Source organism: Humibacter ginsengisoli (assembly GCF_054780095.1).
Genome location: NZ_BAAGWZ010000003.1, coordinates 26,499 through 53,488 on the forward strand (window position 1 = coordinate 26,499; position 26,990 = coordinate 53,488).

General features: G+C 69.4%; 26 protein-coding genes. All 26 read left to right on the forward strand.

What is annotated here, in order from left to right:
- The first annotated feature begins 44 nt into the window (after positions 1-44).
- The 26 genes from pyrR to lgt all read left to right on the forward strand — a co-directional run bounded on the left by pyrR (position 45) and on the right by lgt (position 26,954).
- On the forward strand, positions 45-638 hold the full coding sequence (gene pyrR, locus ACYVI5_RS04865; RefSeq protein WP_460529194.1) for a bifunctional pyr operon transcriptional regulator/uracil phosphoribosyltransferase PyrR: 594 nt from the start codon (positions 45-47) through the stop codon (positions 636-638).
- Positions 638-1,588 carry an aspartate/ornithine carbamoyltransferase family protein gene (locus tag ACYVI5_RS04870; protein WP_460579234.1) on the forward strand — a complete coding sequence of 317 codons (951 nt, stop codon included), beginning with the start codon at positions 638-640 and terminating at the stop codon, positions 1,586-1,588. Before pyrR ends, ACYVI5_RS04870 begins: the two co-directional genes overlap by 1 nt.
- On the forward strand, positions 1,588-2,952 hold the full coding sequence (locus tag ACYVI5_RS04875) for a dihydroorotase (protein ID WP_460579235.1): 1,365 nt from the start codon (positions 1,588-1,590) through the stop codon (positions 2,950-2,952). The genes ACYVI5_RS04870 and ACYVI5_RS04875 overlap by 1 nt, the downstream gene beginning before the upstream one ends.
- A complete protein-coding gene (locus ACYVI5_RS04880; RefSeq protein WP_460579236.1) occupies positions 2,945-3,532 on the forward strand; it encodes a PH-like domain-containing protein in 588 nt (195 codons plus the stop codon). The genes ACYVI5_RS04875 and ACYVI5_RS04880 overlap by 8 nt, the downstream gene beginning before the upstream one ends.
- Before the next feature lies 1 nt (position 3,533).
- Positions 3,534-4,784 carry a carbamoyl-phosphate synthase small subunit gene (gene carA / locus ACYVI5_RS04885; RefSeq protein WP_460579237.1) on the forward strand — a complete coding sequence of 417 codons (1,251 nt, stop codon included), beginning with the start codon at positions 3,534-3,536 and terminating at the stop codon, positions 4,782-4,784.
- A 3-nt stretch (positions 4,785-4,787) separates the two neighbouring features.
- On the forward strand, positions 4,788-8,075 hold the full coding sequence (gene carB / locus ACYVI5_RS04890; RefSeq protein ID WP_460579238.1) for a carbamoyl phosphate synthase large subunit: 3,288 nt from the start codon (positions 4,788-4,790) through the stop codon (positions 8,073-8,075).
- Complete coding sequence (pyrF, locus tag ACYVI5_RS04895; RefSeq protein WP_460579239.1) at positions 8,072-8,905, forward strand: beta/alpha barrel domain-containing protein; 834 nt, start codon at positions 8,072-8,074, stop codon at positions 8,903-8,905. The genes carB and pyrF overlap by 4 nt, the downstream gene beginning before the upstream one ends.
- A gap of 23 nt (positions 8,906-8,928) precedes the next feature.
- Positions 8,929-9,885 carry a guanylate kinase gene (gmk, locus tag ACYVI5_RS04900; RefSeq protein ID WP_460579240.1) on the forward strand — a complete coding sequence of 319 codons (957 nt, stop codon included), beginning with the start codon at positions 8,929-8,931 and terminating at the stop codon, positions 9,883-9,885.
- Between the two features lie 100 nt (positions 9,886-9,985).
- Positions 9,986-10,243, forward strand: a complete 258-nt coding sequence (rpoZ, locus tag ACYVI5_RS04905; RefSeq protein WP_460529170.1) for a DNA-directed RNA polymerase subunit omega — start codon at positions 9,986-9,988, stop codon at positions 10,241-10,243.
- Positions 10,244-10,303: 60 nt separating this feature from the next.
- Positions 10,304-11,542, forward strand: a complete 1,239-nt coding sequence (gene coaBC / locus ACYVI5_RS04910) for a bifunctional phosphopantothenoylcysteine decarboxylase/phosphopantothenate--cysteine ligase CoaBC (protein ID WP_460579490.1) — start codon at positions 10,304-10,306, stop codon at positions 11,540-11,542.
- 98 nt (positions 11,543-11,640) lie between these two features.
- Positions 11,641-12,834 carry a methionine adenosyltransferase gene (gene metK, locus ACYVI5_RS04915; RefSeq protein WP_460529167.1) on the forward strand — a complete coding sequence of 398 codons (1,194 nt, stop codon included), beginning with the start codon at positions 11,641-11,643 and terminating at the stop codon, positions 12,832-12,834.
- A gap of 8 nt (positions 12,835-12,842) precedes the next feature.
- Positions 12,843-14,840, forward strand: a complete 1,998-nt coding sequence (locus tag ACYVI5_RS04920; protein WP_460579241.1) for a primosomal protein N' family DNA-binding protein — start codon at positions 12,843-12,845, stop codon at positions 14,838-14,840.
- 208 nt (positions 14,841-15,048) lie between these two features.
- Entirely contained in the window at positions 15,049-15,996 is a 948-nt protein-coding gene (locus ACYVI5_RS04925) for a methionyl-tRNA formyltransferase (RefSeq protein ID WP_460579242.1), read from the forward strand.
- Entirely contained in the window at positions 15,993-17,420 is a 1,428-nt protein-coding gene (locus tag ACYVI5_RS04930; protein ID WP_460579243.1) for an RsmB/NOP family class I SAM-dependent RNA methyltransferase, read from the forward strand. The genes ACYVI5_RS04925 and ACYVI5_RS04930 overlap by 4 nt, the downstream gene beginning before the upstream one ends.
- Positions 17,421-17,422: 2 nt before the next feature.
- Positions 17,423-18,079, forward strand: coding sequence for a ribulose-phosphate 3-epimerase (gene rpe / locus ACYVI5_RS04935; RefSeq protein ID WP_460579244.1), 657 nt, complete (start codon positions 17,423-17,425; stop codon positions 18,077-18,079).
- Between the two features lie 30 nt (positions 18,080-18,109).
- Positions 18,110-18,373: a phosphoribosyl-ATP diphosphatase gene (locus tag ACYVI5_RS04940; protein ID WP_460579245.1), complete on the forward strand. Its 264-nt coding sequence runs from the start codon at positions 18,110-18,112 to the stop codon at positions 18,371-18,373.
- Between the two features lie 59 nt (positions 18,374-18,432).
- Complete coding sequence (gene hisG / locus ACYVI5_RS04945) at positions 18,433-19,314, forward strand: ATP phosphoribosyltransferase (protein ID WP_460579246.1); 882 nt, start codon at positions 18,433-18,435, stop codon at positions 19,312-19,314.
- Between the two features lie 19 nt (positions 19,315-19,333).
- Positions 19,334-20,098: an imidazole glycerol phosphate synthase subunit HisF gene (hisF, locus tag ACYVI5_RS04950; RefSeq protein ID WP_460529146.1), complete on the forward strand. Its 765-nt coding sequence runs from the start codon at positions 19,334-19,336 to the stop codon at positions 20,096-20,098.
- 14 nt (positions 20,099-20,112) lie between these two features.
- Complete coding sequence (hisI, locus tag ACYVI5_RS04955) at positions 20,113-20,523, forward strand: phosphoribosyl-AMP cyclohydrolase (protein WP_460579491.1); 411 nt, start codon at positions 20,113-20,115, stop codon at positions 20,521-20,523.
- The gene (locus ACYVI5_RS04960) at positions 20,520-22,073 is read left to right on the forward strand and encodes an anthranilate synthase component I (RefSeq protein ID WP_460579247.1); all 1,554 of its coding nucleotides are present in this window, start codon (positions 20,520-20,522) and stop codon (positions 22,071-22,073) included. The genes hisI and ACYVI5_RS04960 overlap by 4 nt, the downstream gene beginning before the upstream one ends.
- Position 22,074: 1 nt before the next feature.
- Positions 22,075-22,776, forward strand: a complete 702-nt coding sequence (locus ACYVI5_RS04965; protein ID WP_460529140.1) for a Trp biosynthesis-associated membrane protein — start codon at positions 22,075-22,077, stop codon at positions 22,774-22,776.
- A gap of 38 nt (positions 22,777-22,814) precedes the next feature.
- Complete coding sequence (locus tag ACYVI5_RS04970) at positions 22,815-23,045, forward strand: DUF6704 family protein (protein ID WP_460529137.1); 231 nt, start codon at positions 22,815-22,817, stop codon at positions 23,043-23,045.
- Between the two features lie 3 nt (positions 23,046-23,048).
- Positions 23,049-23,837 (forward strand): indole-3-glycerol phosphate synthase TrpC, encoded by a 789-nt coding sequence (gene trpC / locus ACYVI5_RS04975; RefSeq protein WP_460579492.1) that lies wholly within the window; start codon positions 23,049-23,051, stop codon positions 23,835-23,837.
- Between the two features lie 2 nt (positions 23,838-23,839).
- Entirely contained in the window at positions 23,840-25,075 is a 1,236-nt protein-coding gene (trpB, locus tag ACYVI5_RS04980) for a tryptophan synthase subunit beta (RefSeq protein ID WP_460529134.1), read from the forward strand.
- Positions 25,072-25,875, forward strand: coding sequence for a tryptophan synthase subunit alpha (gene trpA, locus ACYVI5_RS04985; RefSeq protein ID WP_460579248.1), 804 nt, complete (start codon positions 25,072-25,074; stop codon positions 25,873-25,875). The genes trpB and trpA overlap by 4 nt, the downstream gene beginning before the upstream one ends.
- An 80-nt stretch (positions 25,876-25,955) precedes the next feature.
- Positions 25,956-26,954, forward strand: a complete 999-nt coding sequence (gene lgt, locus ACYVI5_RS04990; protein ID WP_460579249.1) for a prolipoprotein diacylglyceryl transferase — start codon at positions 25,956-25,958, stop codon at positions 26,952-26,954.
- Positions 26,955-26,990 lie beyond the last annotated feature (36 nt).

Below are 26,990 nucleotides of genomic sequence, written 5' to 3' on the forward strand. Positions count from 1 at the left end.
GGCAACCTTTAAGGCCGTCCTGTGAGGCGGGGAAGGGGGTCGGCATGACGGCACGCACCGTGCTGCAACAGGCTGACATCGCCCGGGCGTTGACTCGGATCGCACACGAGATCCTGGAGTCCAACCGGGGATCCGCCGATCTCGTGCTTCTCGGCATCCCGACGCGCGGAGTCGCGCTCGCCGAGCGCATCGGCGCCGCGATCGCCCGGATTGAAGACCGCGCGGCTCCTCCGGTGGGATCGCTCGACGTGACGATGTACCGGGACGACCTCGCGAAGCATCCGACCCGTGCTCCCTCGCCGACGAGCGTTCCGGTCTCGATCGACGGCAGGACCGTCGTGCTGATCGACGACGTGCTGTTCTCCGGACGCACGATCCGCGCGGCGCTCGACGCGCTGAGCGACCTCGGCCGGGCCCGCGCCGTGCGCCTGGCTGTGCTGGTCGACCGCGGACACCGCGAGTTCCCGATCAGGGCCGACTTCGTGGGCAAGAACCTTCCGAGCTCGACCCGGGAGCGTATCAACGTGCGCGTCACGGAGGTCGACGGCGAAGACGCCGTCACCATCGACTCGGACTCTGCACCGGATGCCGTCACGGAGGCTGCCAGAACCCGCGCGGGCGAGGAGGCTGAGCGCTGATGCGGCACCTGCTCTCCACACGCGACCTGGACCGCGACACGGCGGTCGGCATCCTGGACGTCGCCGAAGACATGGCGGACGTCTCCACCCGGGAGGTCAAGAAGCTCCCCACCCTGCGCGGCAAGACGGTCGTGAACCTGTTCTTCGAGGACTCGACGCGCACCCGCATCTCGTTCGAGGCCGCGGCCAAGCGTCTCTCGGCCGACGTCATCAACTTCAGTGCGAAGGGCTCAAGCGTGTCCAAGGGCGAGAGCCTGAAAGACACGGCGCAGACGCTCGCGGCCATCGGAGCGGACGCCGTCGTCGTGCGGCACTCCGCATCGGGCGCACCCCACACGCTGGCCTCCAGCGGCTGGATCGACGCGGGCATCCTCAACGCGGGCGACGGCACCCACGAGCATCCGACGCAGGCGTTGCTGGATGCCTTCACCATGCGCAAACGGCTGCACGGCGGCGCCAGCCGCGGCAAGGATCTCGCCGGGCTGCGGGTCGTGATCGTGGGGGACATCCTGCACTCTCGCGTCGCGCGCTCGAACGTGTGGCTGCTCGACACGCTCGGCGCCCACGTGGCGCTCGTGGCGCCGCCCACGCTGCTGCCGGTGGACACAGCCCAGTGGCCGGCGGCGATCGGCTACGACCTCGACGCGGCGATCGCCGACGATCCCGACGTCGTGATGATGCTGCGCATCCAGGCCGAGCGGATGAACGCCGCGTTCTTCCCCAACACCCGCGAGTACTCGCGCACCTGGGGACTCGACGCCGAGCGTCTGGCCAGGTTGCCTCTCGGTACGATGGTGATGCATCCGGGCCCGATGATCAGGGGCCTGGAGATCTCTGCCGCAGCCGCCGATTCGCCGCGCTCGCTGGTGCGCGACCAGGTCGCGAGCGGCGTCTGGGTGCGCATGGCTGCGCTCTATCTGCTGCTGTCAGGCGATCGGGAGGTCGGTTAGTGTCACGGACACGGTTCTTCATCGAAGGCGCGACACTCGTCGACGGCTCGAGTGCGGACATCCTTGTCGCCGAAGGGGTGTTGACGGTCGGCACGGATGCCCGCGACGGCGCGACGGATGCCATGCGCATCGACGCCTCCGGTCTGATCGCCCTGCCCGGCTTGGTCGACCTTCACACGCACCTGCGCGAGCCCGGCTTCGAGCAGAGCGAGACGGTGCTCACCGGAACGCGCGCAGCGGCGGCGGGCGGCTATACCACGGTCTTCGCGATGGCGAACACGTCGCCGGTCGCCGACACCGCCGGCGTCGTCGAGCAGGAACTCTCCCTCGGGCAGGCCGCCGGCTACGCGACCGTGCAGCCGATCGGCGCGGTCACGGTCGGGCTGGCGGGGGAGCGGCTCGCAGAACTCGGCGCCATGGCGGCATCCCGGGCCCGGGTTCGCGTCTTCTCCGATGACGGCCTGTGCGTCGCCGACCCGTTGCTCATGCGCAGGGCGCTGGAGTACGTCAAGGCGTTCGACGGCGTCATCGCCCAGCACGCGCAGGAACCCCGGCTCACGATCGGGGCGCAGATGAACGAGGGTGCACTCTCCGGCATGCTCGGCCTCGCGGGCTGGCCGGCGGTGGCCGAGGAGTCGATCATCGCGCGCGACGTGCTGCTGGCCGAGCACGTGGGCAGCCGGTTGCACGTGTGTCACGTGTCCACGGCGGGGTCCGTGGACATCATCCGCTGGGCGAAGGCGCGCGGCATCGAGGTGACCGCCGAGGCCACGCCGCACCACCTGCTGCTCACCGAAGACCTGGTGGCCGGATACGACGCCCGCTACAAGGTGAATCCGCCGCTTCGGCGCGACGAGGATGTGCTCGCGCTGCGCGAGGCCCTCGCCGACGGCACGATCGACATCGTGGCGACCGACCACGCCCCGCACCCCATCGAGGCGAAGGACTGCGAGTGGGATGCCGCCGCCAACGGCATGGTCGGCCTCGAGTCGGCGCTGAGCGTGGTTCACCAGGCGGTCGTGGCCACGGGGCTGCTGGACTGGGCCGATGTAGCCCGTGTGATGTCGCAGACGCCCGGCCGGATCGGGCGCGTGGATCGCGGGATGCCCGTGGCCACCGGATCGCGCGCCGACCTCACGCTGTACGACCCGAGCTCGAGCAGCGTCTTCGGCCTGGACCGGCTCGCCGGAAAGGGCGTGAACTCTCCTTACCTCGGCCGTGAGCTGCCGGGACGGGTCGTCTGGACGTTCCACGACGGCACCGCAACAGTCCGCGACGGGGGCCTGATCGATGTGGACGAGGCGGAGCGGCTCGCGGCCGACGCGACGTTCGCGACGAACCGGGCGGAGGCGTCGCATGGATAAGCTCTGGCCAACCGCCCTCATCGCGATCGTCGTCGTGCTCATCTTCGTGGGCATGTGGATCGGCTGGCGGCGCCGCGTCCGGCGTGACTCGGCGATCGCGGTTCCCTCGGCGCTGGCCACGCCCGGCGAGACACTCCTCACCATCAAGGCGCTGCACGTGGGAAGCACCCACAACGGCCGTCCGCTCGACCGCGTCGTCGTGCCAGGGCTCGCCTTCCGCGCGAACGCGACGGTCACGGTATCGACCGGAGGCATCATGATCAGCGCACCGGGCGAGACCAGCGTGGCGATCTCCGCGGATGCGATCCTCGGCGCCGGCACCGCCACCTGGACGATCGACCGCACCGTGGAGCAGGACGGACTCGTGCTCCTCGCGTGGCGCAGCGAAGGCGAAAGCGCGGGAACGGATGCCGGCGGCACCGTTATCGACACCTACCTGCGCACCGCGGACGCGACGGAGCAGGAACGGCTCATCGCGGGCATCCGCTCGCTCCGCTCGCACCAGAACAGCACGCCCGGCGCCGCCGACGTCGCCGCACAGGAGACCAGCGCAGACACGACCCCCGGAAACGAGGCCTGACATGTCAGACGAACAGTTCACTCCGAACGCACCACGCGTGGAGCCGGCTGCGCCCTCGGACGGCGCCGTCGCCGCGCGTCGCGAGCCGGCCGTGCTCGTGCTGGAGGACGGCACCCGATACGAGGGCCGCGGGTACGGTGCGCTCGGCCGGACGCTCGGAGAGGCCGTCTTCGCTACGGGCATGACCGGCTACCAGGAGACGCTGACCGACCCGTCGTACGCGGGCCAGATCGTGCTCATGACGGCGCCACACGTCGGCAACACCGGTATGAACGACGACGACATGGAGTCGAAGCGCATCTGGGTCGCCGGGTTCGCCGTGCGCGAGCCGGCTCGCATCGTCTCGAACTTCCGGTCGAAGCGAAGCCTCGACGACGACCTCACCGGGAACGGCGTCGTCGGCATCAGCGGCATCGACACGCGAGCCGTCACCAGGCACCTGCGCTCGGCGGGCGCCATGCGCGCCGGCATCTTCTCCGGGGCGGATGCCGCACTCAGCGCCCCCGAGCAGCTCGACCTGGTGCGCGGCGGCGCCGACATGCGCGGGCTGAACCTCTCCTCGATCGTCTCGACGCCTGAGCAGTACACGATTCCGGCGCAGGGGGAGCGGATCGGGTCCGTCGCCGTGCTCGACCTCGGGGTCAAGACCAGCACGCTGAACTACCTCGCAGAGCGAGGATTCGACGTGATCGTGCTTCCCGAGACCGCGACCGCGGACGACATCATGGCGCTTCAGCCGAGCGCGCTGTTCTACTCGAACGGACCGGGCGACCCTGCGGCATCCGACCAGCATGTGGAGCTCTTGCGCACAGTGCTGCGCAACGACGTTCCCTACTTCGGCATCTGCTTCGGCAACCAACTGCTCGGCCGGGCGCTCGGATACGGCACGTACAAGCTGCCGTTCGGGCACCGCGGCATCAACCAGCCGGTGCTCGACCGCGCCACGGGACGAGTGGAGATCACGGCCCACAACCACGGATTCGCCGTCGACGCGCCACTGGACGAGGTAAGCGAGTCGGCCGCCGGATTCGGCCGGGTCGAGGTGAGCCACTACGACCTCAACGACAACGTCGTCGAGGGTTTGAACTGCCTGGACATCCCGGCGTTCAGCGTGCAGTACCACCCCGAGTCGGCGGCCGGCCCGCACGACGCGAACTACCTGTTCGACCGGTTCAGGGACATGGTCGTGGCGCGACGCGAAGGCGCAGAGAACGACGGTGACGAGGATATGAACGAAAGCGGAGAAGCCTGAGCCATGCCCAAGAGAGAAGACATCTCCAGCGTTCTCGTGATCGGGTCCGGCCCGATCGTGATCGGCCAGGCCTGCGAGTTCGACTACTCGGGCACGCAAGCGTGCCGGGTGCTGCGCGAGGAGGGCGTGCGCGTCATCCTGGTCAACTCCAACCCGGCGACGATCATGACCGACCCGGACTTCGCGGACGCCACCTACATCGAGCCGATCACCCCCGAGGTGATCGAGACCATCATCGCGAAGGAGCAGCCCGACGCCATCCTTCCGACCCTCGGCGGCCAGACGGCGCTCAACGCCGCGATGGCGCTGTTCAAGGCCGGCACGCTCGACAAATACGGCGTCGAGCTGATCGGCGCGAACGTCGACGCCATCGAGAAGGGCGAGAACCGGCAGGTCTTCAAAGAGCTGGTGATCGAGTGCGGAGCGGATGTCGCGGCATCCCGCATCTGCCACACCATGGACGAGGTGCTCACCGGCGCCGAGGAACTCGGCTACCCGCTCGTGGTGCGACCCAGCTTCACGATGGGCGGACTCGGCTCAGGGTTCGCGTACAACGAGGACGACCTGCGCCGCATCGCGGGAGCCGGCCTGCACGACTCGCCGACTCACGAGGTGCTCCTGGAGGAGTCGATCCTCGGCTGGAAGGAGTACGAGCTCGAGCTCATGCGCGACACGGCCGACAACACGGTCGTGGTCTGCTCGATCGAGAACGTCGACCCGGTCGGCGTGCACACCGGCGACTCCATCACGGTCGCTCCTGCGCTCACGCTCACCGACCGCGAATACCAGCGCCTGCGCGACATCGGCATCGACATCATCCGGGCCGTGGGCGTCGACACCGGCGGCTGCAACATCCAGTTCGCGGTGAATCCGGAGAACGGGCGCGTGATCGTCATCGAGATGAACCCGCGTGTCTCGCGTTCGAGTGCCCTCGCGTCGAAGGCGACCGGCTTCCCGATCGCGAAGATCGCGGCGAAACTCGCCATCGGCTACCGGCTCGACGAGATCCCGAACGACATCACGAAGGTCACCCCGGCGAGCTTCGAACCGACTCTGGACTACGTGGTCGTGAAGGTTCCGCGGTTCGCGTTCGAGAAGTTCCCCGCCGCCGACCCCACGCTGACGACGACCATGAAATCCGTCGGCGAGGCGATGGCCATCGGCCGCAGCTTCACGAGCGCACTGCAGAAGGCGCTGCGGTCGCTGGAGAAGAACGGGTCGTCGTTCCACTGGGGCGACGAGCACAGGAGCGTCGACGAACTCCTCGTGACGGCCTCGACCCCCACGGACGGCCGCATCGTCACCGTGCAGCAGGCGCTGCGCAAGGGTGCGAGCATCGACGACGTCTATCGCGCGACGGGCATCGACCCGTGGTTCCTCGACCAGATCGTGCTCATCAACGAGGTCGCCGACCAGATCGCGGGTGCCGGCATGCTCGACACAGAGACCATGCTGCTGGCCAAGGACCACGGCTTCTCGGATGCCCAGATCGGGCAGCTGCGCGGCTTCGGCGAGGCCGAGGTGCGCGAGGTGCGGCACATCCTCGGCGTGCGCCCGGTGTACAAGACGGTCGATACCTGTGCGGGCGAATTCCCGGCCCTCACGCCGTACCACTACTCGAGCTACGACAGCGAGACCGAGGTGGAGCCGAGCGACAAGCGCAAGGTGGTCATCCTTGGCTCCGGTCCGAACCGGATCGGGCAGGGCGTCGAGTTCGACTACTCCTGCGTGCACGCCTCGTTCGCCCTGCACGACGCCGGGTTCGAGACGATCATGGTCAACTGCAACCCGGAGACGGTCTCCACCGACTACGACACGAGCGACCGGCTCTACTTCGAGCCGCTCACCCTCGAGGACGTGCTCGAGGTCATCCATGCGGAGTCGCAGTCCGGCGAGCTCGTCGGCGTCGTCGTGCAGCTCGGCGGCCAGACCGCGCTGGGCCTTGCGAAGGGCCTGGAGGCGGCGGGCGTGACGATCCTCGGCACGTCGCCGAGCGCGATCGACCTCGCGGAGGAGCGCGGACTGTTCGCCGAGATCCTGGAGAATGCCGGCCTTCTCGCTCCGCGAAACGGCACGGCGTACGACGTGGCAGGCGCGCAGGCGGTCGCTGCGGAGATCGGGTTCCCGGTGCTGGTGCGCCCCAGCTACGTGCTCGGCGGGCGCGGCATGGAGATCGTGTACGACTCGCCGTCGCTCGAGGACTACTTCGAGCGCGTCGCCGACCAGGCGATCATCGGGCCAGGGCATCCGCTGCTGGTGGACCGGTTCCTCGACGACGCCACCGAGATCGACGTTGACGCGCTGTACGACGGAACCGCGCTCTACATCGGCGGCGTCATGGAGCACATCGAGGAGGCGGGCATCCACTCCGGCGACTCCAGCTGCACGTTGCCGCCGGTCACGCTTGGCCGTGCCGAGATCGACCGGGTGCGCGAGGCGACGCTGAAGATCGCGCAGGGCATCGGCGTGCAAGGACTGCTGAACGTGCAGTTCGCCATCGCCGCCGGCGTGCTGTACGTGCTGGAGGCCAACCCGCGTGCCAGTCGCACGGTGCCGTTCGTGTCGAAGGCGCTGGGGATCCCTCTTGCCAAAGCAGCGAGCCGCATCATGGTCGGCGAGTCGATCGCCGGGCTGAAGGATGCCGGCCTGCTGCCCGCGCAGGACGGCTCGGTGGTACCTCTCGACGCACCGATCTCGGTGAAGGAGGCCGTGCTGCCGTTCAAGCGCTTCCGCACCCGCGACGGCCAGATGGTCGACTCGGTGCTCGGGCCCGAGATGCGCTCGACCGGTGAGGTGATGGGCATCGACCGTGACTTCCCGCGCGCGTTCGCGAAGAGCCAGACGGCGGCGTACGGCGGGATGCCGTTGAGCGGCACGGTCTTCGTCTCGGTCAGCGATCGCGACAAGCGGTCCATCGTGCTGCCCGCGCTGCGTCTGGCGCAGCAGGGCTACAGGCTGGTCGCGACGGAGGGGACGGCGGAGGTGCTGGCGCGCAACGGCATCGATGCCTCGACGGTGCGCAAGTTCAGCGACGAACCATCCGGCGACGAGCCGAGCATCGTCGACCTGATCAATCGCAGCGAGATCGACGTGGTCGTCAACACGCCGAGCGGTCGCTCGGCGCGCGCCGACGGGTACGAGATCCGTGCGGCCGCGGTCGCCGCCGACATCGCACTGTTCACCACGATCGCCGAGCTGAGCGCGGCCGTCGCCTCCATCGACGCGATCCGCGAGGGCTTCGATGTGAGATCGCTGCAGCAGTACGCGATCGACAGGGCGGAGCGCGCGTGACCGGTTTCGGCGAACGCGTCCGGGCTGTGCTTGGCGAACGCGGTCCGCTCTGTGTCGGCATCGATCCGCATCCTGCTCTGCTCACGGGGTGGGGTCTGGATGTCTCTGCCGCCGGCGCGCGCGAGTTCGGGTTGCGCGTGGTCGAGGCAGCCATCGGCTCTGCCGGGATCGTGAAGCCGCAGGTGTCGTTCTTCGAGCGCTACGGGTCAGCCGGGTTCGCCGCGCTGGAAGAGGTTGTGCGTGCCGGCAGGTCCGCGGGTCTCGTCGTGATCGCCGACGCCAAACGCGGCGACATCGGCACGACCATGGACGCGTATGCCGACGCCTGGCTGCGTCCCGGGTCACCGCTGGAGGCGGACGCCATGACCGTGAACCCGTTTCTCGGTACCGGCGCCCTGAATCACGCCTTCGAGCTCGCGGAGGCCCACGAGAAGGGCGTCTTCGTGCTCGCGGCGACAAGCAATCCGGACGCGTTCGCCGCGCAGCGTGCACGTCTCGACGACGGTGACACGGTGTCGGCCCGCATCGTCGCCGAGGTGTCCTCACGCAACGCCGAGCACACGCCGGCGGGGGAGTGGGCCTGCCTCGGGTTCGTCGTCGGCGGAACCGTAAACTGGGCAGATGCCGGCCTCGCAGCGTTCTCGCCCCCCGCTCCGATTCTTGGCCCCGGATTCGGCCACCAGGGTGCCGATATCGCCGACCTCGCCCGCTTCGGGGCGGCAGCCGAGTGGGTCATCGCGAGCGAGAGCCGTAGCATCCTGTCGGCGGGTCCCGATAGCCTCGCCAACGCGATCGCCTCGCGTGCGAACGAATACCTCAGTGCCCGCTGACCAACACCACCCTTACTGACGACATGCCCGACTCAGCACTCCGCTCTCCCCGCCTCCGACCGCCAGAGGTCGACCGCGTCGCCGCGTCGCGCGCCGCGGTGGCCGCCCGCCGCGCCCGGGCCGCCGTCAAATCGGATCTTTCGAAGGGCGTGCGGTCGCCCGTCGAGGTGCTCGAGAAGGCGACCGCGAACCCCGGCGGCCCGGAAGGCACGCTGCGCATCACCGACTTCCTGATGAGCCTGAAGGCCATCGGCGCGACGAAGACCGCAGACATTCTGTCGCGCCTAGAGATCGCCCCCGTCAAGCGGCTCGGAGGGCTCGGCAAGCACCAGCGCACCCGCCTGCGTGAGTTCCTCATCGAGCGCTTCGAGCGGCCGACGGCCGGTCACCGTGCCCGGCTCACGGTGCTCGCCGGACCCACCGCCGTCGGCAAGGGCACCGTGGCGAGGCACATCAGAGAGAACTACCCGCAGGTGGTGCTGTCGGTCTCGGCGACCACGAGGCGTCCACGTCCAGGAGAGATCGACGGCGTCGACTACTACTTCGTCGACGACGCCGAGTTCGACCGCATGATCGCGGACCACGAACTGCTCGAGTGGGCGAAGGTGCACAACAGCCACCGCTACGGCACGCCGCGTGCGCCGATCGAGCGCGCTCTGGCCGAGGGTCGCAGCGTGCTGCTGGAGATCGATCTTCAGGGCGCGCGGCAGGTGCGGGCGGCGATGCCGGATGCCGTGCTCGTCTTCCTCGCGCCGCCGAGCTGGGACGAGCTGGTGCGCCGCCTCATCGGCCGCGGCACCGAATCGCAGGAGGAGCAGCACCGCAGACTGGCCACCGCGAAGGTCGAGCTCGCGTCGCAGGACGAGTTCGACGCGCAGGTGGTGAACAGCACCGTGGCCGACGCCGCGGTTCAGGTCGTAGACTTGATGAAGGTGCGCGCGCGCCGACCGCGTCGCGCCGCAACGTCATCCGGTCGCTGAACGTCGAGGTCAGCCCGCCTCCGCAGCAGACCCAGAGTCTCGTCCCGGCAGTGGTAAGGCAGAACAGGCACGACCAGCGGCCGTAATCGAAGGAGCATTCATGTCAACAGCAGCCAAGGGCATCATCGACCCGCCGATCGACGAGCTGCTTTCGCGCGTCGAGTCCAAGTACGCGCTGGTGATCTTCGCGTCCAAGCGAGCACGTCAGATCAACGACTACTACGCCGACCTGCACGAGGGCAGCCTGTTCGACAACGTCGGCCCGCTCGTGGACTCCACGATCGACGACAAGCCGCTGTCGGTCGCCCTGCACGAGATCAACGAGGACAAGCTCGTCAGCCGTCCCGTCGACGAGTGATCGCCTGCGAGTGACGACAGTCGAGTGAGCTCGAGCGAGAGTGCCGCCGTGAGCACGCCGTTGACGATCGTCGTCGGTGTGACCGGCGGCATCGCCGCATACAAGGCGGTGTCGGTCATTCGCTCGTTCGTGCTCCTCGGGCACGACGTGCACGTGATCGCGACCGACGCCGCTCTGCGCTTCGTCGGCGCTCCCACCTTCGAGGCGATCAGCCGCAAGCCACTGAACACCGACCTCTACGAGGGGGTCTCGGAGGTGCGGCACGTCGGGATCGGCAAGCGCGCCGACCTCGTCGTGATCGCGCCGGCCACTGCCAACACCATCGCGAAGCTTGCGAATGGTCTGGCGGACGACCTGCTGACGAACACCGTGCTCGCGACGGAAGCGCCCGTGCTCATCGCGCCTGCGATGCACACGGAGATGTGGCGGCATCCGGCCACTCAGGCCAACGTGCAGACCCTGCGCCTGCGCGGCGTCGCCGTCGTGGGTCCAGGCGTCGGGCAGCTCACTGGATCGGACTCCGGTCCCGGGCGCATGGAGGAGCCGGACGCGATCGTGGCGGCTGCCATGGCGCTCGCTGTGCGACAGCAGGGGCGGCGCGACCGTGCGGCATCCGCACAGGACGCCGCACGCGGCCGCCGGGACCTGGTGGGTCACCGCATCGTGATCACCGCAGGAGGCACGAGGGAGCCCCTCGACCCTGTGCGATTCCTCGGCAACCGATCCAGCGGCAAGCAGGGTGTCGCGCTTGCCGTGGCGGCGCGCGACAGGGGAGCGGACGTCGTGCTGGTCGCGGCGCACCTGGACGTACCTGCTCCCGAGGGGGTGGAGACGCGCACCGTGTCGACGGCTCTCGAGCTGCAGCGCGCTGTGACGGACGCCGCGGCCGACGCCGATCTCGTGGTGATGGCCGCCGCCGTCGCCGACTTCCGGCCGGAGGCCACCAGCGAGGCGAAGATCAAGAAGGAGAACGTCGGCGACGGGCTCGAGCTCTCGCTCGTCGCGAACCCCGACATCCTCGCCGAGCTCTCCGCGCAGAAGCAGCCCGACCAGGTCGTGGTGGGGTTCGCCGCAGAGACCGAGCGCGATCCGCAAGCGCTGATCGAGCTCGGCAGACGCAAACTGCAGCGCAAGGGTTGCGACTTCCTGGTCATCAACAACGTGGGCTGGCACACCGGGTTCTCCACCGACCACAACGAGGTCGTCGTCCTCGATTCCGGCGGCGATATAGTGATGGAGGCCTCCGGCACCAAGGCGTCGGTGGCCGACCGTATTCTCGACGTCATCACCTCCGCCTGACCCGCGACCAGAACGTGGATGGGGCGAGGGGCGCCGTTCCCGAGCGCGTCGCGACCAGCGAGGCGCGAGAAGCGCCCTGAGGATCAGCTGGAGCACTCATGACATCTCTGCGTCTCTTCACCTCCGAATCGGTGACCGAGGGCCACCCCGACAAGATCTGCGACCAGGTCTCCGACGGCATCCTGGATGCCCTCCTCTCCGTCGACCCGTATAGTCGCGTCGCCGTGGAGACGCTGGTGACCACCGGCTTGGTGCACGTCGCCGGGGAGGTCAGCACGAGTGGCTACGTCGAGATCCCGGCCATCGTGCGCGACATCATCACCTCGATCGGCTACACATCGTCAGACGTCTGGTTCGATGGGCGGTCGTGCGGCGTCTCGATCTCTATCGGTGGCCAGTCGCCCGACATCGCGCAGGGAGTCGACGACGCCTACGAGTCGCGCGAGGAGGCATCCGTCGACCTGCTCGACCGGCAGGGCGCGGGCGACCAGGGCATCATGTTCGGCTACGCGACGACCGAGACGGCGGAGCTCATGCCCGTGCCGATCTGGATCGCGCACCGTCTCGCGGAGCGGCTCGCCGAGGTGCGCAAGGCTGATGAGCTCGACTTCCTGCGACCCGACGGCAAGACCCAGGTGACGATCGGCTACGACGGCATCGTGCCGCGCACCATCGACACCGTGGTGCTCTCCACGCAGCACTCGCCCGCCGTCTCGACGGAGCGGCTGCGGGCAGAGGTGGCCGAGCACGTCATCCGTCCCGTGCTCGACAGGGTGGACCTCGACTCGCGCGACGTGAAGCTGCTGATCAACCCGACTGGCAGGTTCGAGATCGGCGGCCCGCAAGGCGACGCCGGACTCACCGGCCGCAAGATCATCATCGACACGTACGGCGGCGCGTCCCGGCACGGCGGTGGGGCGTTCAGCGGCAAGGATCCGTCGAAGGTCGACCGGTCCGGCGCGTACGCGATGCGCTGGGTGGCGAAGAACGCCGTCGCCGCCGGGCTTGCCGACCGGCTGGAGGTGCAGGTTGCCTACGCGATCGGCACCGCGTCGCCTGTGGGCCTCTATGTCGAGACGTTCGGCACGGGGCACCTCCCCGACGACCGCATTACGGCCGCCATCCGCGAGGTCTTCGACCTGCGGCCGGCGGCGATCATCCGTGACCTCGAGCTTCTGCGGCCCATCTATGCGAAGACCGCCACGTACGGGCACTTCGGCCGCGAGCTGCCCGACTTCACCTGGGAGCGACTCGACCGCGTCGACGATCTGCGGTCGGCCGCCGGAATCTAGGAGCTGCGATGCCGGCAGCCCGTGTGGCGCGGGTGATCGTCGACACGCCTCTGCCTCAGCTCGACCGGCTGTTCGACTACTCGATCCCGGAGCGGTTGCGCGGTGAGGCCGTGCCCGGCGTGCGGGTGACCGTGCCGTTGCGCTCTGCCGGCCGGCTTGCTGACGGCTACCTCGTCGAGGTGACGGATCACGCCGATTTCGAGGGAGAGCTGAGCGAGCTGGACTCCGTCGTCTCCGCCGCCCGAGTGCTCACGCCGCAGGTGGCGCGACTGGCTCGTCGCGTTGCGGACCGCTCCGCAGGCAGCGCCAGCGACGTGCTGCGGCTGGCCATCCCTCCGCGTATGGTGCGGGTGGAGAAGACGTGGCTGGCGAGCGAGCATCCTGCCGCTCCTGCTTCGGTCCAGGGACCGGAGCGTCCCGTTCGCGGTTACGGCTCACAGCTCGGCCGGGCCGTGGACGACGGCGCGCGTCTGGCGGTGGATGCCGTGCCGCGACTGGCGCGCACGGCTGACGGCGAGTGGGTTGGCGGCTGGGCGGTGACGCTGGCGGAGCTGGCGGCCCGGTGTCTGGCATCCGGTCGAAGCGCCATCCTCGCGGTGCCCGACTACCGCGACCTCGACCAGCTCCAGGCAGCCCTGGCCGGCCTCGTCGAGCCGGGGGCCGTGACGCGGCTCGACGCCGCGCAACCGAATCAGGACCGGTACCGAGCGTTCCTGCGCTGCCTGGAGTCACGCCCGGTCGTCGTGATCGGGAACCGCTCCGCCGTGTACGCACCCGCGCATCGCCTCGGACTGATCGCGTTATGGGACGATTCCGACCCGTTGCACGCCGAGCCGCTCGCGCCGTATGCGCACGCCAGGGATGTCGCGCTCGTGCGGGCCGAGGAGGAAGGATGCGGCCTCGCGTTCGTCGCACACACCCGGAGCCTCGAGGTGCAACGCCTCGTCGAGCTCGGCTGGCTGACCGCCCACTCACCGGAGCCACGAGTGGCTCCGCGCATCGTGGTGACTGCCGCGCAGTCCGGCGACGCCGCGCCGTCCCGGGTGCCCGACGGCGCCTGGCGTGCGGCCGCTGAGGGGCTGAAGGAGGGGCCGGTGCTCGTGCAGGTCGCCCGGCCCGGTTACGCCCCGGTGCTGGCGTGCGCGCAGTGCCGAGAGGCAGCACGGTGCCGGCGGTGCGGCGGTCCCTTGGGACTCGATCGCGCCGGTGCGGCCCCATCCTGCCGCTGGTGCGGCGCCATCGCGACCGGATGGACGTGCTCGCACTGCGGCGGCACCCGGGTGCGGCTCGTGACTCGCGGCAGCTCGCGCACGGCCGAGGAGCTGGGCCGTGCGTTCCCCGGCACCCGCGTCGTCGTCTCCGACGGCGAGCGCCGGGTGACGGCCGTCGACGAGCGGCCCGCGCTGGTGGTCGCGACCCGGGGCGCCGAACCCGTCGCACCGGGCGGATACCGTGCTGTGCTCCTGCTGGACGGGGAACGGATGCTCGCACGCGAGTCCCTCAACGTCGCGGAGGACTGCCTGCGCTGGTGGTCGAATGCGGCCTCGTTCGCCGCTCCCGGTGCTCCTGTCGTGCTCGTCGGAGTCGCCGGCCCGCTCGCTCAGGCGCTGGCGACCTGGCGTCAGCCCGCGTACGCGTCCGAGCAGCTCGCCGACCGGCGCGCGCTGCGATTCCCGCCGGCCGTGCGAATGGCCACCGTGACCGGAACAGCCAAGTCTGTAGGCGAGGCTATCGCGGCCCTCCGGCCGGGCAGCTTCATCGACGTTCTCGGGCCCACTCCTGATCGGCAGGGCGAAAACGTGGCGGCGGCCCGAACGGCTCGTACGCATCCGGATGCCGTTCGCGCGATCGTGCGCTTCGACTACGCCCACGGAGCGGAGGTCGCCGCCGCCCTGCGGTCAGCGGTCGTGCGCGCCGCTGCGAAGGGCCGAAGACCCCGCGGCGACCGCGGCTACCGGCCGCCGCCTACACTCAGAGTCAGGCTCGACGACCCCGAACTCACATAGAGACGATTGAGGTGAGAGCCGTGCGAGTTCACTCGCACGGCCGAACCGATTGAGTCTCTGAGCCGCGGAGCCGCGATAGAGACGATTGAGGTGAGAGCCGTGCGAGTTCACTCGCACGGCCGAACCGATTGAGTCTCTGAGCCGCGGAGCCGCGATAGAACGAAGACTTCCCAGAGCTGCCAGCCCACCGTTAAGGAGCGCCCATCCGATGAGGATCGTGTTCGCCGGAACTCCGTCCGCCGCGGTTCCCACGCTGCAGATGCTGGCCGGCGGTCAGCACGACGTGGCCCTGGTCGTCACCCGGCCGGACGCGCCGCTCGGTCGTAAGCGCGTGCTCACGCCCTCCCCGGTCGCACGGGCCGCCGGCGCACTCGGGCTCCCGGTGCTGAAGACGGCGCGGCTCGACGACGAGGCGACCGAGCGCATCCTGCAGACAGGTGCGGAGCTCGGCGTGGTCGTCGCCTACGGCGGTCTCGTGCGCGAACCGCTGCTCTCCGCGCCCGCGCACGGCTGGATCAACCTGCACTTCTCGCTGCTTCCCAGATGGCGAGGTGCTGCTCCGGTGCAACGCGCGCTGATCGCCGGCGACGAGAGCACCGGCGCCGCGGTGTTCCGGCTGGTTCCCGAGCTGGACGCCGGAGACGTGTATGACGCCCTGGAACGCCCGATCGGTGCGGACGAGACTGCAGGCGACCTTCTCGAATCGCTCGCGGTCGACGGTGCCGGACTGGTCGCCCGCGTCGTGGACGGGATCGCCGACGGCACCGCTGTCGCGACTCCGCAGGTGGGGGAGACCACCCTCGCCCCCAAGCTCACGCTCGACGACGCACGACTCGACCTCACTCGCGACGCCCGCGAGGTGTATGCCCGCCTGCGCGGCGTCACGCCGGAGCCGGGTGCGTTCTTCACGATCGGCGGCACGAGGGTGAAGGTGCTGGCGGCGGCACGGGCCGCATCGGAGCCGCTACCCGCCGGTACGCTTCGGTTGCACGGCAGCCGTGCGTACCTCGGCACGGGCACGTCTCCGCTCGAGCTCCTGACCGTTCAGCCGGCGGGCAAGCGCGCCATGGGCGCTGCGGACTGGCTCCGGGGCCTCCCGCAAGACGCGAGCGCTGACGTGGCCTGCGCTCCCTGCGACGCGGGGGCGACATCGTGAGCGACCGCCCGGCCAGGCACGCATCCGGCCGCACCAGTGCCTCCGGCCGCACAACTGGTCCGGCTCGCACGGCGGCTTCGGCACGCTCCATCGCGTTCGACGTGCTCAGAGCCGTCGCCGAGTCGGATGCCTACGCCAACCTGCTGCTGCCGGTGCGCCTCGAACGTGCCCGCCTTCCGCACTCCGACGCGGCGCTCGCCACCGAGCTGACGTATGGCACCTTGCGCATGCTCGGCTACTACGACCGGGTCATCGAGCTCGCCGCCGGCCGCGCAACCGACCGCATCGACGAACCCGTGCTCGACGCGCTCCGCCTGGGCTGCCATCAGCTGCTCACGTTGCGCACGCCGAGCCACGCCGCCGTGAACGAGACCGTCGAGCTCGTGCGCACGGCAGCGTCCCGCTCCGCGGTGGGCTTCGCGAACGGCGTGCTTCGTGCGATCGCACGCGTGAAGCCGGATGTCTGGCAGCAGCGCGTGGCCGACCGTGCCCGAACGGAAGACGATCGCCTGTCTTCACTCGAGTCGCATCCGGCGTGGATCGTGCGGGCCTTCCGCCATGCGCTGGCCGCCGAGCACCGGGAAGCGGAGCTCGAGGAGCTGTTGAAGGCCGACAACGAGGCACCGCGGGTGAACCTGGCGGCGCTGCCGGGACTCGCCCAGCGCCCGGAGGATTCCGACCTCGACCGCTATTCACCGATCGGCTTCGTGTGGAAGGGCGGAGACCCGGCAGCAATCGTCTCGGCGACGGACGGCGCGATCCGAGTACAGGACGAGGGTTCTCAGCTCGCGGCGCAGTTGTTCCTCCGTGCCCGCGACGTCGCCCGCGGCGAGCGCTGGCTCGATCTCTGCGCCGGACCCGGCGGCAAGGCGGCGATCCTCGCGGCGGCTGCGAAGGCATCCGGTTCATGGCTCGTGGCGAACGAGCTCGTGCAGGCCCGCCTCGAACTGGTGCGACGCGCGGTCGCTCCCGTCGCATCCGTGGTGGAGTTCACCGAGCGCGACGGGACGACGATCGGAAGCCACGAACCGGAACGGTACGACCGTGTGCTGCTGGACGCCCCGTGCACCGGCCTGGGCGCGCTGCGGCGGCGGCCTGAGGCACGATGGCGCAAGACACCGGGCGACGTTCCCGAGCTCACCAGGCTGCAGGCGGCGCTCATCGACTCGGCGGTGAAGGCGCTGCGGCCCGGCGGACTGCTCTGCTACGTCACGTGCTCACCGCACCTCGCGGAGACGCGCGTGCAGGTCAGCGACGCGTTGAAGCGGCATCCGGGGGAGCTGCGGGAGTTGCCCACCCAGGATGTCGTGCAGGGCCTCGCCGTGAACCCGCTCGAACTCGCCGGCGACCCGGCGCAGGTACAGCTGTGGCCGCACCGGCACGGAACGGATGCCATGTTCATCGCACTCCTGGAGAAGCAATAGCCATGCCCCGTATCAACCCCAGCATCCTCGCCGCCGACTTCGTGAACATGCAGCACGAGCTCGACCGGATCGCCTCGGCCGACCTGGTGCACGTGGACGTGATGGACAACCACTTCGTGCCCAACCTCACGTTCGGGCCGCAGATGGTGGGGCGCATTCAAGACGTCTCGCCCGTACCGCTCGACGTGCACCTGATGATCACCGAGCCGGAGCGCTGGGCGCCGGGCTACGCGGAGCTGGGCGCCTACTCGGTCACGTTCCACGCCGAAGCGGCCTCCGAGCCGGTCGCGCTCGCCCGTCGGCTGCGTGACATAGGGGCACGGGCGGGCATCGCCCTCAAGCCGGGTACCGAGCCGGATGCCTACCTCGGCCTGCTCGAGGAGTTCGACCAGGTGCTCGTGATGACCGTCGAGCCCGGATTCGGCGGCCAGAGCTTCATGCCAGAGACGCTGCCGAAGCTGCGAAGGCTGCGGGATGCCGCGACCGCGCGGGGTCTGGATGTCTGGCTGCAGGTGGACGGCGGCATCACCGAGGAGACGATCGTCACAGCCGCGGAGGCGGGCGCCGACACGTTCGTCGCGGGCTCGAGCGTGTTCCGTGCCGACGATCCTGCCGCCCAGATCGACCTGCTGCGGGAGCGTGCGTCTCTCGCGCACTGATCGCGCCACTATCGCGGCTAACCTGGTGGGGTGAAGACCTTCGACGACCTGTTCGCCGAGCTGACGCAGAGGGCCGAGACCCGACCAGAGGGATCCGGCACCGTGCGCGAGCTCGACGCAGGCATCCACACCATCGGCAAGAAGATCGTCGAAGAGGCCGCCGAGGTGTGGATGGCGGGCGAGTACCAGAGCGACGACGAGACCGCCGAGGAGATCTCCCAGTTGCTCTACCACCTTCAGGTGCTCATGCTCGCGAAGGGCCTCACGCTGCAGGACGTGTACCGACATCTGTGAACGGCACCAGCCCAGCCGATGACAGCTGCCAGATACACGACAAGAAAGACCTGCACCCCATGCTGAAGATCGCCGTGCCCAACAAGGGCTCGCTCTCCGAAACCGCCGCCCAGATGCTCGCCGAAGCCGGCTACAACGGACGCAAAGACCCCAAGGAGCTCATCGTCGCCGACCCGGCGAACGACGTCGAGTTCTTCTACCTTCGCCCGCGCGACATCGCCACCTATGTCGGCAGCGGCGCACTTGACGTGGGAATCACCGGCCGTGACCTGCTGCTGGACTCCGGATCGCCCGCCGAAGAGATCGACGAGCTCGGCTTCGCCTCCTCGACGTTCCGGTTCGCCGGACCGGCGGGGCGGTTCACCGATGTCAAGGATCTCGAGGGCCACCGGGTGGCCACCAGCTACGACGGACTGGTCGGCGGCTATCTGCGCGATGCGGGCGTCTCGGTGACGCTCGTCCGCCTCGATGGGGCCGTCGAGTCGGCGGTGCGCCTCGGCGTCGCGGATGCCGTCGCCGACGTCGTCGAGACCGGTTCCACCTTGCGCAAGCAGGGTCTGGAGATCTTCGGACCGGTCATCCTGCAGTCGCAGGCCGTGCTGATCGCCGCCCCCGACGGGGCCGCGCGGGCGTCGACGGATGCCTCGGCCGGACCGGAGAGGACGTCCGGCCTGGGCACGCTGCACCGCCGCCTTCAGGGGGTCATGGTCGCCAGGCAGTACGTGCTGATCGACTACGACCTGCCATCGCACCTGATCGAGAAGGCGGTCGCCCTCACGCCAGGTGTCGAGTCGCCGACGATCTCGCCGCTGCGCGACTCCGGATGGGTCGCAGTGCGGGCCATGGTGCCGCGCACCAGCACCAACCGCACGATGGACGACCTCTACGAGCTCGGCGCCCGGGCCATCCTGGTGACCGCGATCCACGCGGCGAGGCTCTGAGGCGTAAGGAGGGCTTCCGATGTCTCTCGCGATCCGGGTCATCCCGTGCCTCGACGTTGCCGACGGGCGCGTCGTGAAGGGCGTCAACTTCGCGAACCTGCGCGACGCCGGCGACCCCGTCGAACTCGCCGCCAGGTATTACGAGCAGGGCGCCGACGAGCTCACGTTCCTCGACGTGACGGCCACGGTCGAGGGCCGTGCCACGACCCACGATGTCGTGCGGCGCACGGCGGAGCAGGTCTTCATCCCGCTCACCGTCGGCGGGGGAGTCCGTTCGAGCGATGACGTCGCGCGGCTCCTCGGCAGTGGCGCCGACAAGATCGGCGTGAACAGCGCGGCCATCGCCCGTCCGGCGCTCATCGCGGAGATCGCCGACCGGTTCGGTGCGCAGGTGCTCGTGCTCTCGCTGGATGTGAAACGGTCACCGCGCACCGATTCCGGCTTCGTGGTGACCACACACGGCGGCCGCACCGAGACCGATCTGGATGCCATCGCCTGGGCGCGGCAGGCCATCGACTTGGGCGCGGGGGAGCTCCTGGTGAACTCGATCGACGCTGACGGCACGAAACAGGGTTTCGACCTCGAGCTCGTGCGCCGGATGCGCGAGGCCAGCACCGTTCCGGTGATCGCATCCGGAGGCGCCGGCGCCGTCGAGCACTTCGCCCCGGCGGTGGATGCCGGCGCGGATGCGGTGCTCGCTGCCAGCGTGTTCCACGACGGGCTGATGACGATCGGTGACGTGAAGGATGCCCTGCAAGCAGCGGGCGAGGAGGTGCGGCGGTGACCGACGAGGGTGCAGTGACGCAGGGAGAGCGCGAGCAGGCCAGGGAACAGGCATCCGCGATTCTCGATCGCGTGCGCTTCGACGACAAGGGGCTTCTGCCCGCCGTCATCCAGCAGTGGGACTCCCGTGAGGTGCTCATGGTCGGCTGGATGGACCGCGAGGCGTTCCTGCGCACCATGAGCGAGGGCAGAGTCACGTTCTGGTCCAGGTCGCGTCAGGAGTACTGGCGGAAAGGCGACACCTCGGGTCACGTGCAGTACGTGCGCGGTGCCGCGCTGGACTGCGACGGCGACACCCTGCTGGTGCGCGTCGAGCAGATCGGAGCCGCGTGCCACACCGGAACGCGCACGTGCTTCGACACCGACCTCCTGGATCCGCTCGAGATCCAGACTCCCGTGCAGCACGCCGAACGGAGCGGATCATGAGCAGCGCGGGAACCACCACGCGCGAGCGGTTCGAGGAACTGCTCGGCACACGGCGGGTCATCCCGGTCGCTCGCGAGCTCTTCGCCGACGGCGAGACACCGGTCGGCATCTACCGCAAACTCGCAGACGGAAGACCTGGCACGTTCCTCCTCGAGTCGGCCGAGCAGGGCGGCATCTTCTCCCGCTACTCGTTCGTGGGCGTCGCAGCGTTCGGCGTTCTCACGCAGAACGGCGACGACGCTCTGTGGCTGGACTACGGACTGGATGCCTCGGCCGCGTTCGGAGCGGATGCCGCATCCCGGCTGGCTGCGACACCCTCGCTCGAGCTGCTCGCGCTGCTGTACGAGCGCTGGCGCTCCGAGCCGGTCGAGGGCATGCCGCCCCTCACCGGCGGGCTCGTCGGCTTCATCGGCTGGGAGGCGGTGCGCCAACTGGAACGGCTGCCCGACCAGCCGCCCGCGGAGTTCGACGTTCCCGGTCAGGCGCTGTGCTTCGTCTCCGACCTCGTGGCCGTCGACCACCGTTTCGGCACTGTGCAGCTCATTGCGAACGTGCTCGCCCCCGGCGACGATGCGGGCGCCGACTGGGCCGACACGCGCTGGGCGGATGCCCAGGCCAGGCTCGACCGCATGCAGGCCGCGCTGTCGAAGCCGGCCGAGGCGCACCTCGAGCGCGCGGACTTCTCGATAGCGCCCTCGCCCGTCTCCCGCACCCGGCGAGAGGACTTCCTCTCCTCGGTCGAGACGGCGAAGGAGCGGATCAGGGCGGGCGACATCTTCCAGGTCGTCGTCTCCCAGCGGTTCGAGCTGCCGACGGCTGCCGACCCGCTCGACGTGTACCGCGTGCTGCGCAGCCTCAACCCGAGCCCCTACATGTATCTGCTCCGGCTCGAGCGCGTCGGCGGAGCGCCGTACACGGTCGTCGGATCCTCGCCGGAGGCGCTCGTGAAGGTGCAGGAGCGGCGAGCGTACACGCATCCGATCGCCGGATCCCGGCCGCGCGGCGCGACACCCGAGGAGGATGCCGAACTCGAGTCCGAGCTGCTCGCCGACGAGAAGGAGCGAGCGGAGCACCTCATGCTCGTCGACCTCGCCCGCAACGATCTGGCTCGAGTGTGCGTGGCCGGTACCGTCGAGGTGACCGAGTTCATGCGGGTCGAACGGTTCAGCCACATCATGCACATCGTCTCGTCGGTGGAGGGCGATCTGCGGGACGACGCCACCGCGGTCGACGTCTTCCGCTCGACGTTCCCGGCCGGCACGCTCTCCGGGGCGCCCAAGCCGCGGGCGCTGGAGATCATCGACGAGCTCGAGCCGGCGCAGCGAGGCGTGTACGGGGGAGTGGTGGGCTACTTCGGCTTCGGCGGCGACGCCGACCTGGCCATCGCCATCCGCACCGCCACCATCATGGACGGCGTCGCCCGTGTTCAGGCCGGGGGCGGCCTCGTGGCGGACTCGGTGCCGGAGAGCGAGTTCATCGAGTCGCAGAACAAGGCGGCGGCCCCGTTGCGCGCCGTGGCCATCGCGAACGCCCTGGAACGCGTGGTCTGACATGGCAGAGCGCACCCGACTCGCCGGTCGCCTCAAGTACGGCACGATGCTGCTCGCCGTGCTCGCCTGCGGTCTCGTGCTCAGTGCGTCGACGCAGACCTGGTACACGCTGCACCTCACGGCGGCCTCCGGTCATGCGGGGACGCTGACGGTGACCGGCGCCCAGGCCGCGCCGGCTATCGCCGCACTCTCTCTGGCTGGCGTCGCGTTCGCCGGCGCACTCGCGCTTGCCGGGCGCATCCTGCGCTACGTGCTCGCGCTGCTCGGCCTCGTGCTCGCTGCAGGCATCATCGGCTCGACGATCTCCGCGATGGCGGATCCGGTCGCCACCGGCATCACCGTGGTCAGCAAGGCGACCGGCATCGCCGGCGATACCAGCGTGCGCGCCATCGTCTCCCGCGCGGATGCCTCGCCCTGGCCCGCGCTCGCGCTGGCCGGCGGTATCGCGCTGGCTGTCGCCGCGCTCTGCGTCGCCGGCACCGGTCACCTGTGGCCGGCCACGTCGCGGCGTTACGGCACGACGGAGGAGGTACCGAACGCGCGCTCCGCGCACCTCGAGGGGCGGGACGTTCCGGACGACGAGAACGCGCTGTCACCCGCAGATCGCCGAGCAAGGGCCCGCGACGCCGCCATCGACGACTGGGACGAGCTCAGCCGCGGAGACGACCCCACCGAAGACGGGCAGGATCCTCCCGTTCGATAGGATGGGAAGGTCCCACTCGCCAGTACCGAAAGAGAGTCATGAGCGCTGAGTCCTCGGATCCGGGCCACGGCCACTCACCTGCCGCATGGACGGCCGTCATCATCATGCTGATCGGCTTCGTCGTCGGGGTGTTCGCCTTCTGGTTCGACCAGCCGTGGGTCGTCGTCGCGTGCGCGATCGTCGTGGTCATCGGCCCGATCGTCGGCCTCATCATGGCCAGGGCCGGCTACGGCGTGAACGGGCCGAAGTATCAGCCCAAGGGTCACTGAGTGCTGCTGAACGAACTCGTCGGCGGATCGGTGGCGGATGCCCGCGCTCGCGCCGCCGAGGTGCCGCTCGACGCTGTCGCCGCGGCTGCCGAACGCACCCCTGATGCGCTCGATGCGCTTGCGGCGCTTGCACCCGCCGACCGCGTGAAGATCATCGCCGAGGTGAAGCGGGCGAGCCCATCTCGCGGCCGGCTGGCGGACATCCCGGATCCCGCGGCGCTCGCATCGCTGTACGAGCAGGGCGGGGCGAGCGCGATCAGCGTGCTGACCGAGCAGCGCCGATTCCTGGGGTCCCTCGACGATCTGCGAGCAGTGCGCCGGTCCGTCAGCATCCCCGTGCTGCGCAAGGACTTCATCGCCGAGCCATACCAGGTGTACGAGGCGCGCGCCGCAGGGGCTGACATCGTGCTGCTCATCGTGGCGGCGCTCGACCAGCCGACGCTGGTGCTGTTGCACGAGCTCACCGTGCAGCTGGGCATGACCGCCCTCATCGAGACGCACTCGGCGGAGGAGGTCTCGCGTGCGGTCGATGCCGGCGCCGCCCTGGTGGGGGTCAACGCGCGCGACCTCGACACGTTCGAACTCGACCGCGATCTCTTCGGATCGCTCGCCGACCGCATTCCCTCAGGCGTCATCCGCGTCGCGGAGTCAGCCGTGCTCGGTCCGGACGACGTCGCGCACTACCGCGAGGCGGGCGCCGACGTGGTGCTCGTCGGTGAGGCGCTCGTCACGGGCGACCCGACGGCGCGCCTGGCCGAATTCCTCTCCGTGCCCATCCCCGACGGGAAGTGACCATGGCCTTACGCGACCAGAACGGTCCCGATTTCGGCGACTACGGCGGCAGGTACATGCCCGAGTCGCTCATCGCCACTCTCGACGAGCTCTCCGCCGAGTACGAGGCGGCCAAACAGGATCCAGCCTTCGCCGAAGAGCTGGCGCGGCTGCACGCCACATACACCGGCCGTCCGTCGATCATCACCGAGGTGCCGCGGTTCGCCCAGCACGCCGGGGGTGCCCGCGTCATCCTGAAGCGCGAAGACCTGAACCACACCGGATCGCACAAGATCAACAACGTGCTCGGCCAGGCCCTTCTCGTTCGCCGACTCGGCAAGACGCGCCTCATCGCCGAGACCGGGGCAGGCCAGCACGGTGTGGCCACCGCGACCGCCGCAGCACTTTTCGGCATGTCGTGCACGATCTACATGGGCGAAGTGGACACGAAGCGCCAGGCGCTGAACGTCGCACGCATGCGGCTGCTCGGCGCCGAGGTCGTCCCGGTGAAGACCGGCTCGCGCACCCTGAAGGATGCCATCAACGAGGCCTTCAGGGACTGGGTCGCCAACGCGGACAACACGCACTACCTGCTCGGCACGGTCAATGGCCCGCACCCGTTCCCCACGATGGTGCGCGACTTCCACAAGGTGATCGGCGAGGAGGCCAGGCAGCAGGTGCTCGATCTCACCGGCCGGCTCCCGGACGCCGTTGCGGCGTGCGTGGGCGGAGGCTCGAACGCGATCGGCATCTTCCACGCGTTCCTCGACGACGCGGACGTGCAGCTCTACGGGTTCGAGCCGGGCGGTCACGGCATCTCCAGTGGCGAACACGGAGCGACGCTCAGCGAGGGAACCCCCGGCATCCTGCACGGCACCAAGACTTATGTTCTGCAGGACGAAGACGGCCAGACCATGGAGTCGCACTCCATCTCGGCCGGTCTCGACTACCCGGGGGTGGGCCCGGAGCACGCGTGGCTGCGCGACATCGGACGCGCCAGCTACCTGCCGATCACCGACGACGAGGCGATGCAGGCGTTCCGGCTTCTCAGCCGCACCGAGGGCATCCTGCCCGCGATCGAGTCCTCGCACGCGCTGGCGGGCGCGCTCCAGCTGGGAAGCAAGCTGGGACCGGATGCCCTCATCCTGGTCAACCTGTCCGGTCGCGGTGACAAGGATGTCGAGACCGCCGGCGCGTACTTCGGCCTTCTCGACGAAAAGCTCCCCGGCACGGACGACGCGAACGGCACGACACGATGAGCGACGTGATGACGCCTGCCCACGTGCAGCCGGCCGTGGAGGCCGCACGCGCGACCCGTGGCGGTGCACTGGTCGGATACCTGCCGGTCGGCTTCCCCGATCTGGCCACGAGCATCGACGCCGCGGTCGCACTCGCCGAGAACGGCGTCGACGTGCTGGAGCTCGGGCTGCCGTACTCGGACCCCGTCATGGACGGGCCCGTCATCCAGGCGGCGACCCAGCAGGCCCTGCACAATGGCTTCCGCGTCAGGGACGTGTTCACGGCGTTGCGTGAGATCCGTTCCCGGTCGGATGTGCCTGCACTGGTCATGACGTACTGGAACCCGGTGGTGCAGTTCGGCATCGACCGCTTCGCCGACGAGCTCGCCGCCGCAGGCGGAAGCGGGCTCATCACGCCAGACATCACGCCGGACTCGGCCGCCGACTGGATCGCCACCAGCGACCGAACGGGGCTGGACCGCGTCTTCCTCGCTGCGCCGACCTCGAGCGACCAACGGCTGCAGCTGGCGGCCGGCGCCTCCCGCGGCTTCGTCTACGCCGTCTCCACCATGGGCATCACCGGCGAGCGCGCCGACGTGGATTCCGCGGCTCGCACTCTCGTCTCGCGTCTGCGCACCGCCGGCGCCAGCACCGTGTGCGTCGGCATCGGCATCTCGACGGGACAGCAGGTGCGCGAGGTTCTCGAGTACGCCGACGGCGCCATCGTCGGGTCGGCGTTGGTGCACGCGCTGGCGGACGGGGGAGCCGCCGGTGCCGCCGAGACGGCCAGGAGCCTCGCCGAAGGCGCACGGGCGCAGTAGTCCCACCAGCGGGACCTCTTAGACTTCAGTTGCGTTACGCGCGCTGCTTGCGCGCATCCACACGAAAGGGAACCCGACAGGTGATCGCACACCTCAGCATTCCGAGCCCGCCGATTGCGTGGCAGTCGATCCCGATCGACCTCTTCGGGCTGCACTGGGAGATCCGCACGTATGCCCTGATCATCCTGGTCGGCATCATCATCTGCACCATCTGGACGTCTCGCAGGCTCACCCGCCGCGGCGGCGAGCCGGGCGTGGTCATCGACTTCCTCATCTGGGCCGTCGTGCTCGGTCTCATCGGCGCGCGTCTATACCACGTGTTCACGCACCCGCACGACTACTTCTACCCGGGCGCGAACCCGTGGCGCATCTTCTTCATCTGGGAGGGCGGCAACGCCATCTTCGGGTCGCTGATCGGCGGCGCGGTCGGGGCGTTCATCGCCAGCAAGCAGACCGGGGTGCGCTTCCTCTCCTTCGCGGATGCCCTCGCCCCAGGCATCCTGCTGGCCCAGGCCATCGGCAGGCTCGGCAATTACGTCAACCACGAGCTGTACGGGCTTCCCACGAACCTGCCGTGGGGGCTGCAGATCGAGAGCACGAACGCCGCGTACCCGACGGGTCTTCCGAGCGGCACGCTGTTCCAGCCGCTGTTCCTGTACGAGATCATCTGGAACGTCGTCGGCGTCATCGTGCTGGTGGCGCTCGAGAAGCGGTTCCAGTGGCGCTGGGGCAAGATGTTCGCCGGCTACCTGATGTGGTACGGGCTGGGGCGCAGCTACCTCGAGTCCATCCGCATCGACCCGAGCGAGTACTCGTTCCTGAGCATCCCGTTCAACGTGTGGGCGGCCTTCCTCGCCTTCGTGCTCGGGCTGGTGCTGTTCATCGTGCAGTCGCGCAGGCACCCTGGACTCGAGACCAGCGTGTACCTGCGCGGCCGTGAATGGAAGCAGTCCGGCGACGCGGTAGACTCGTTCGACACCGATTCCGATGAGGACAACGTCGACGACGACGCCTCCGCGACGAGCAATTCGAGCGAATCGCGTGAAACCAAGGCCGAAGCCACAAGCTCTGCAGGCTGATCCCAACGACAACTGGCTGACAGGTATCACGGCACA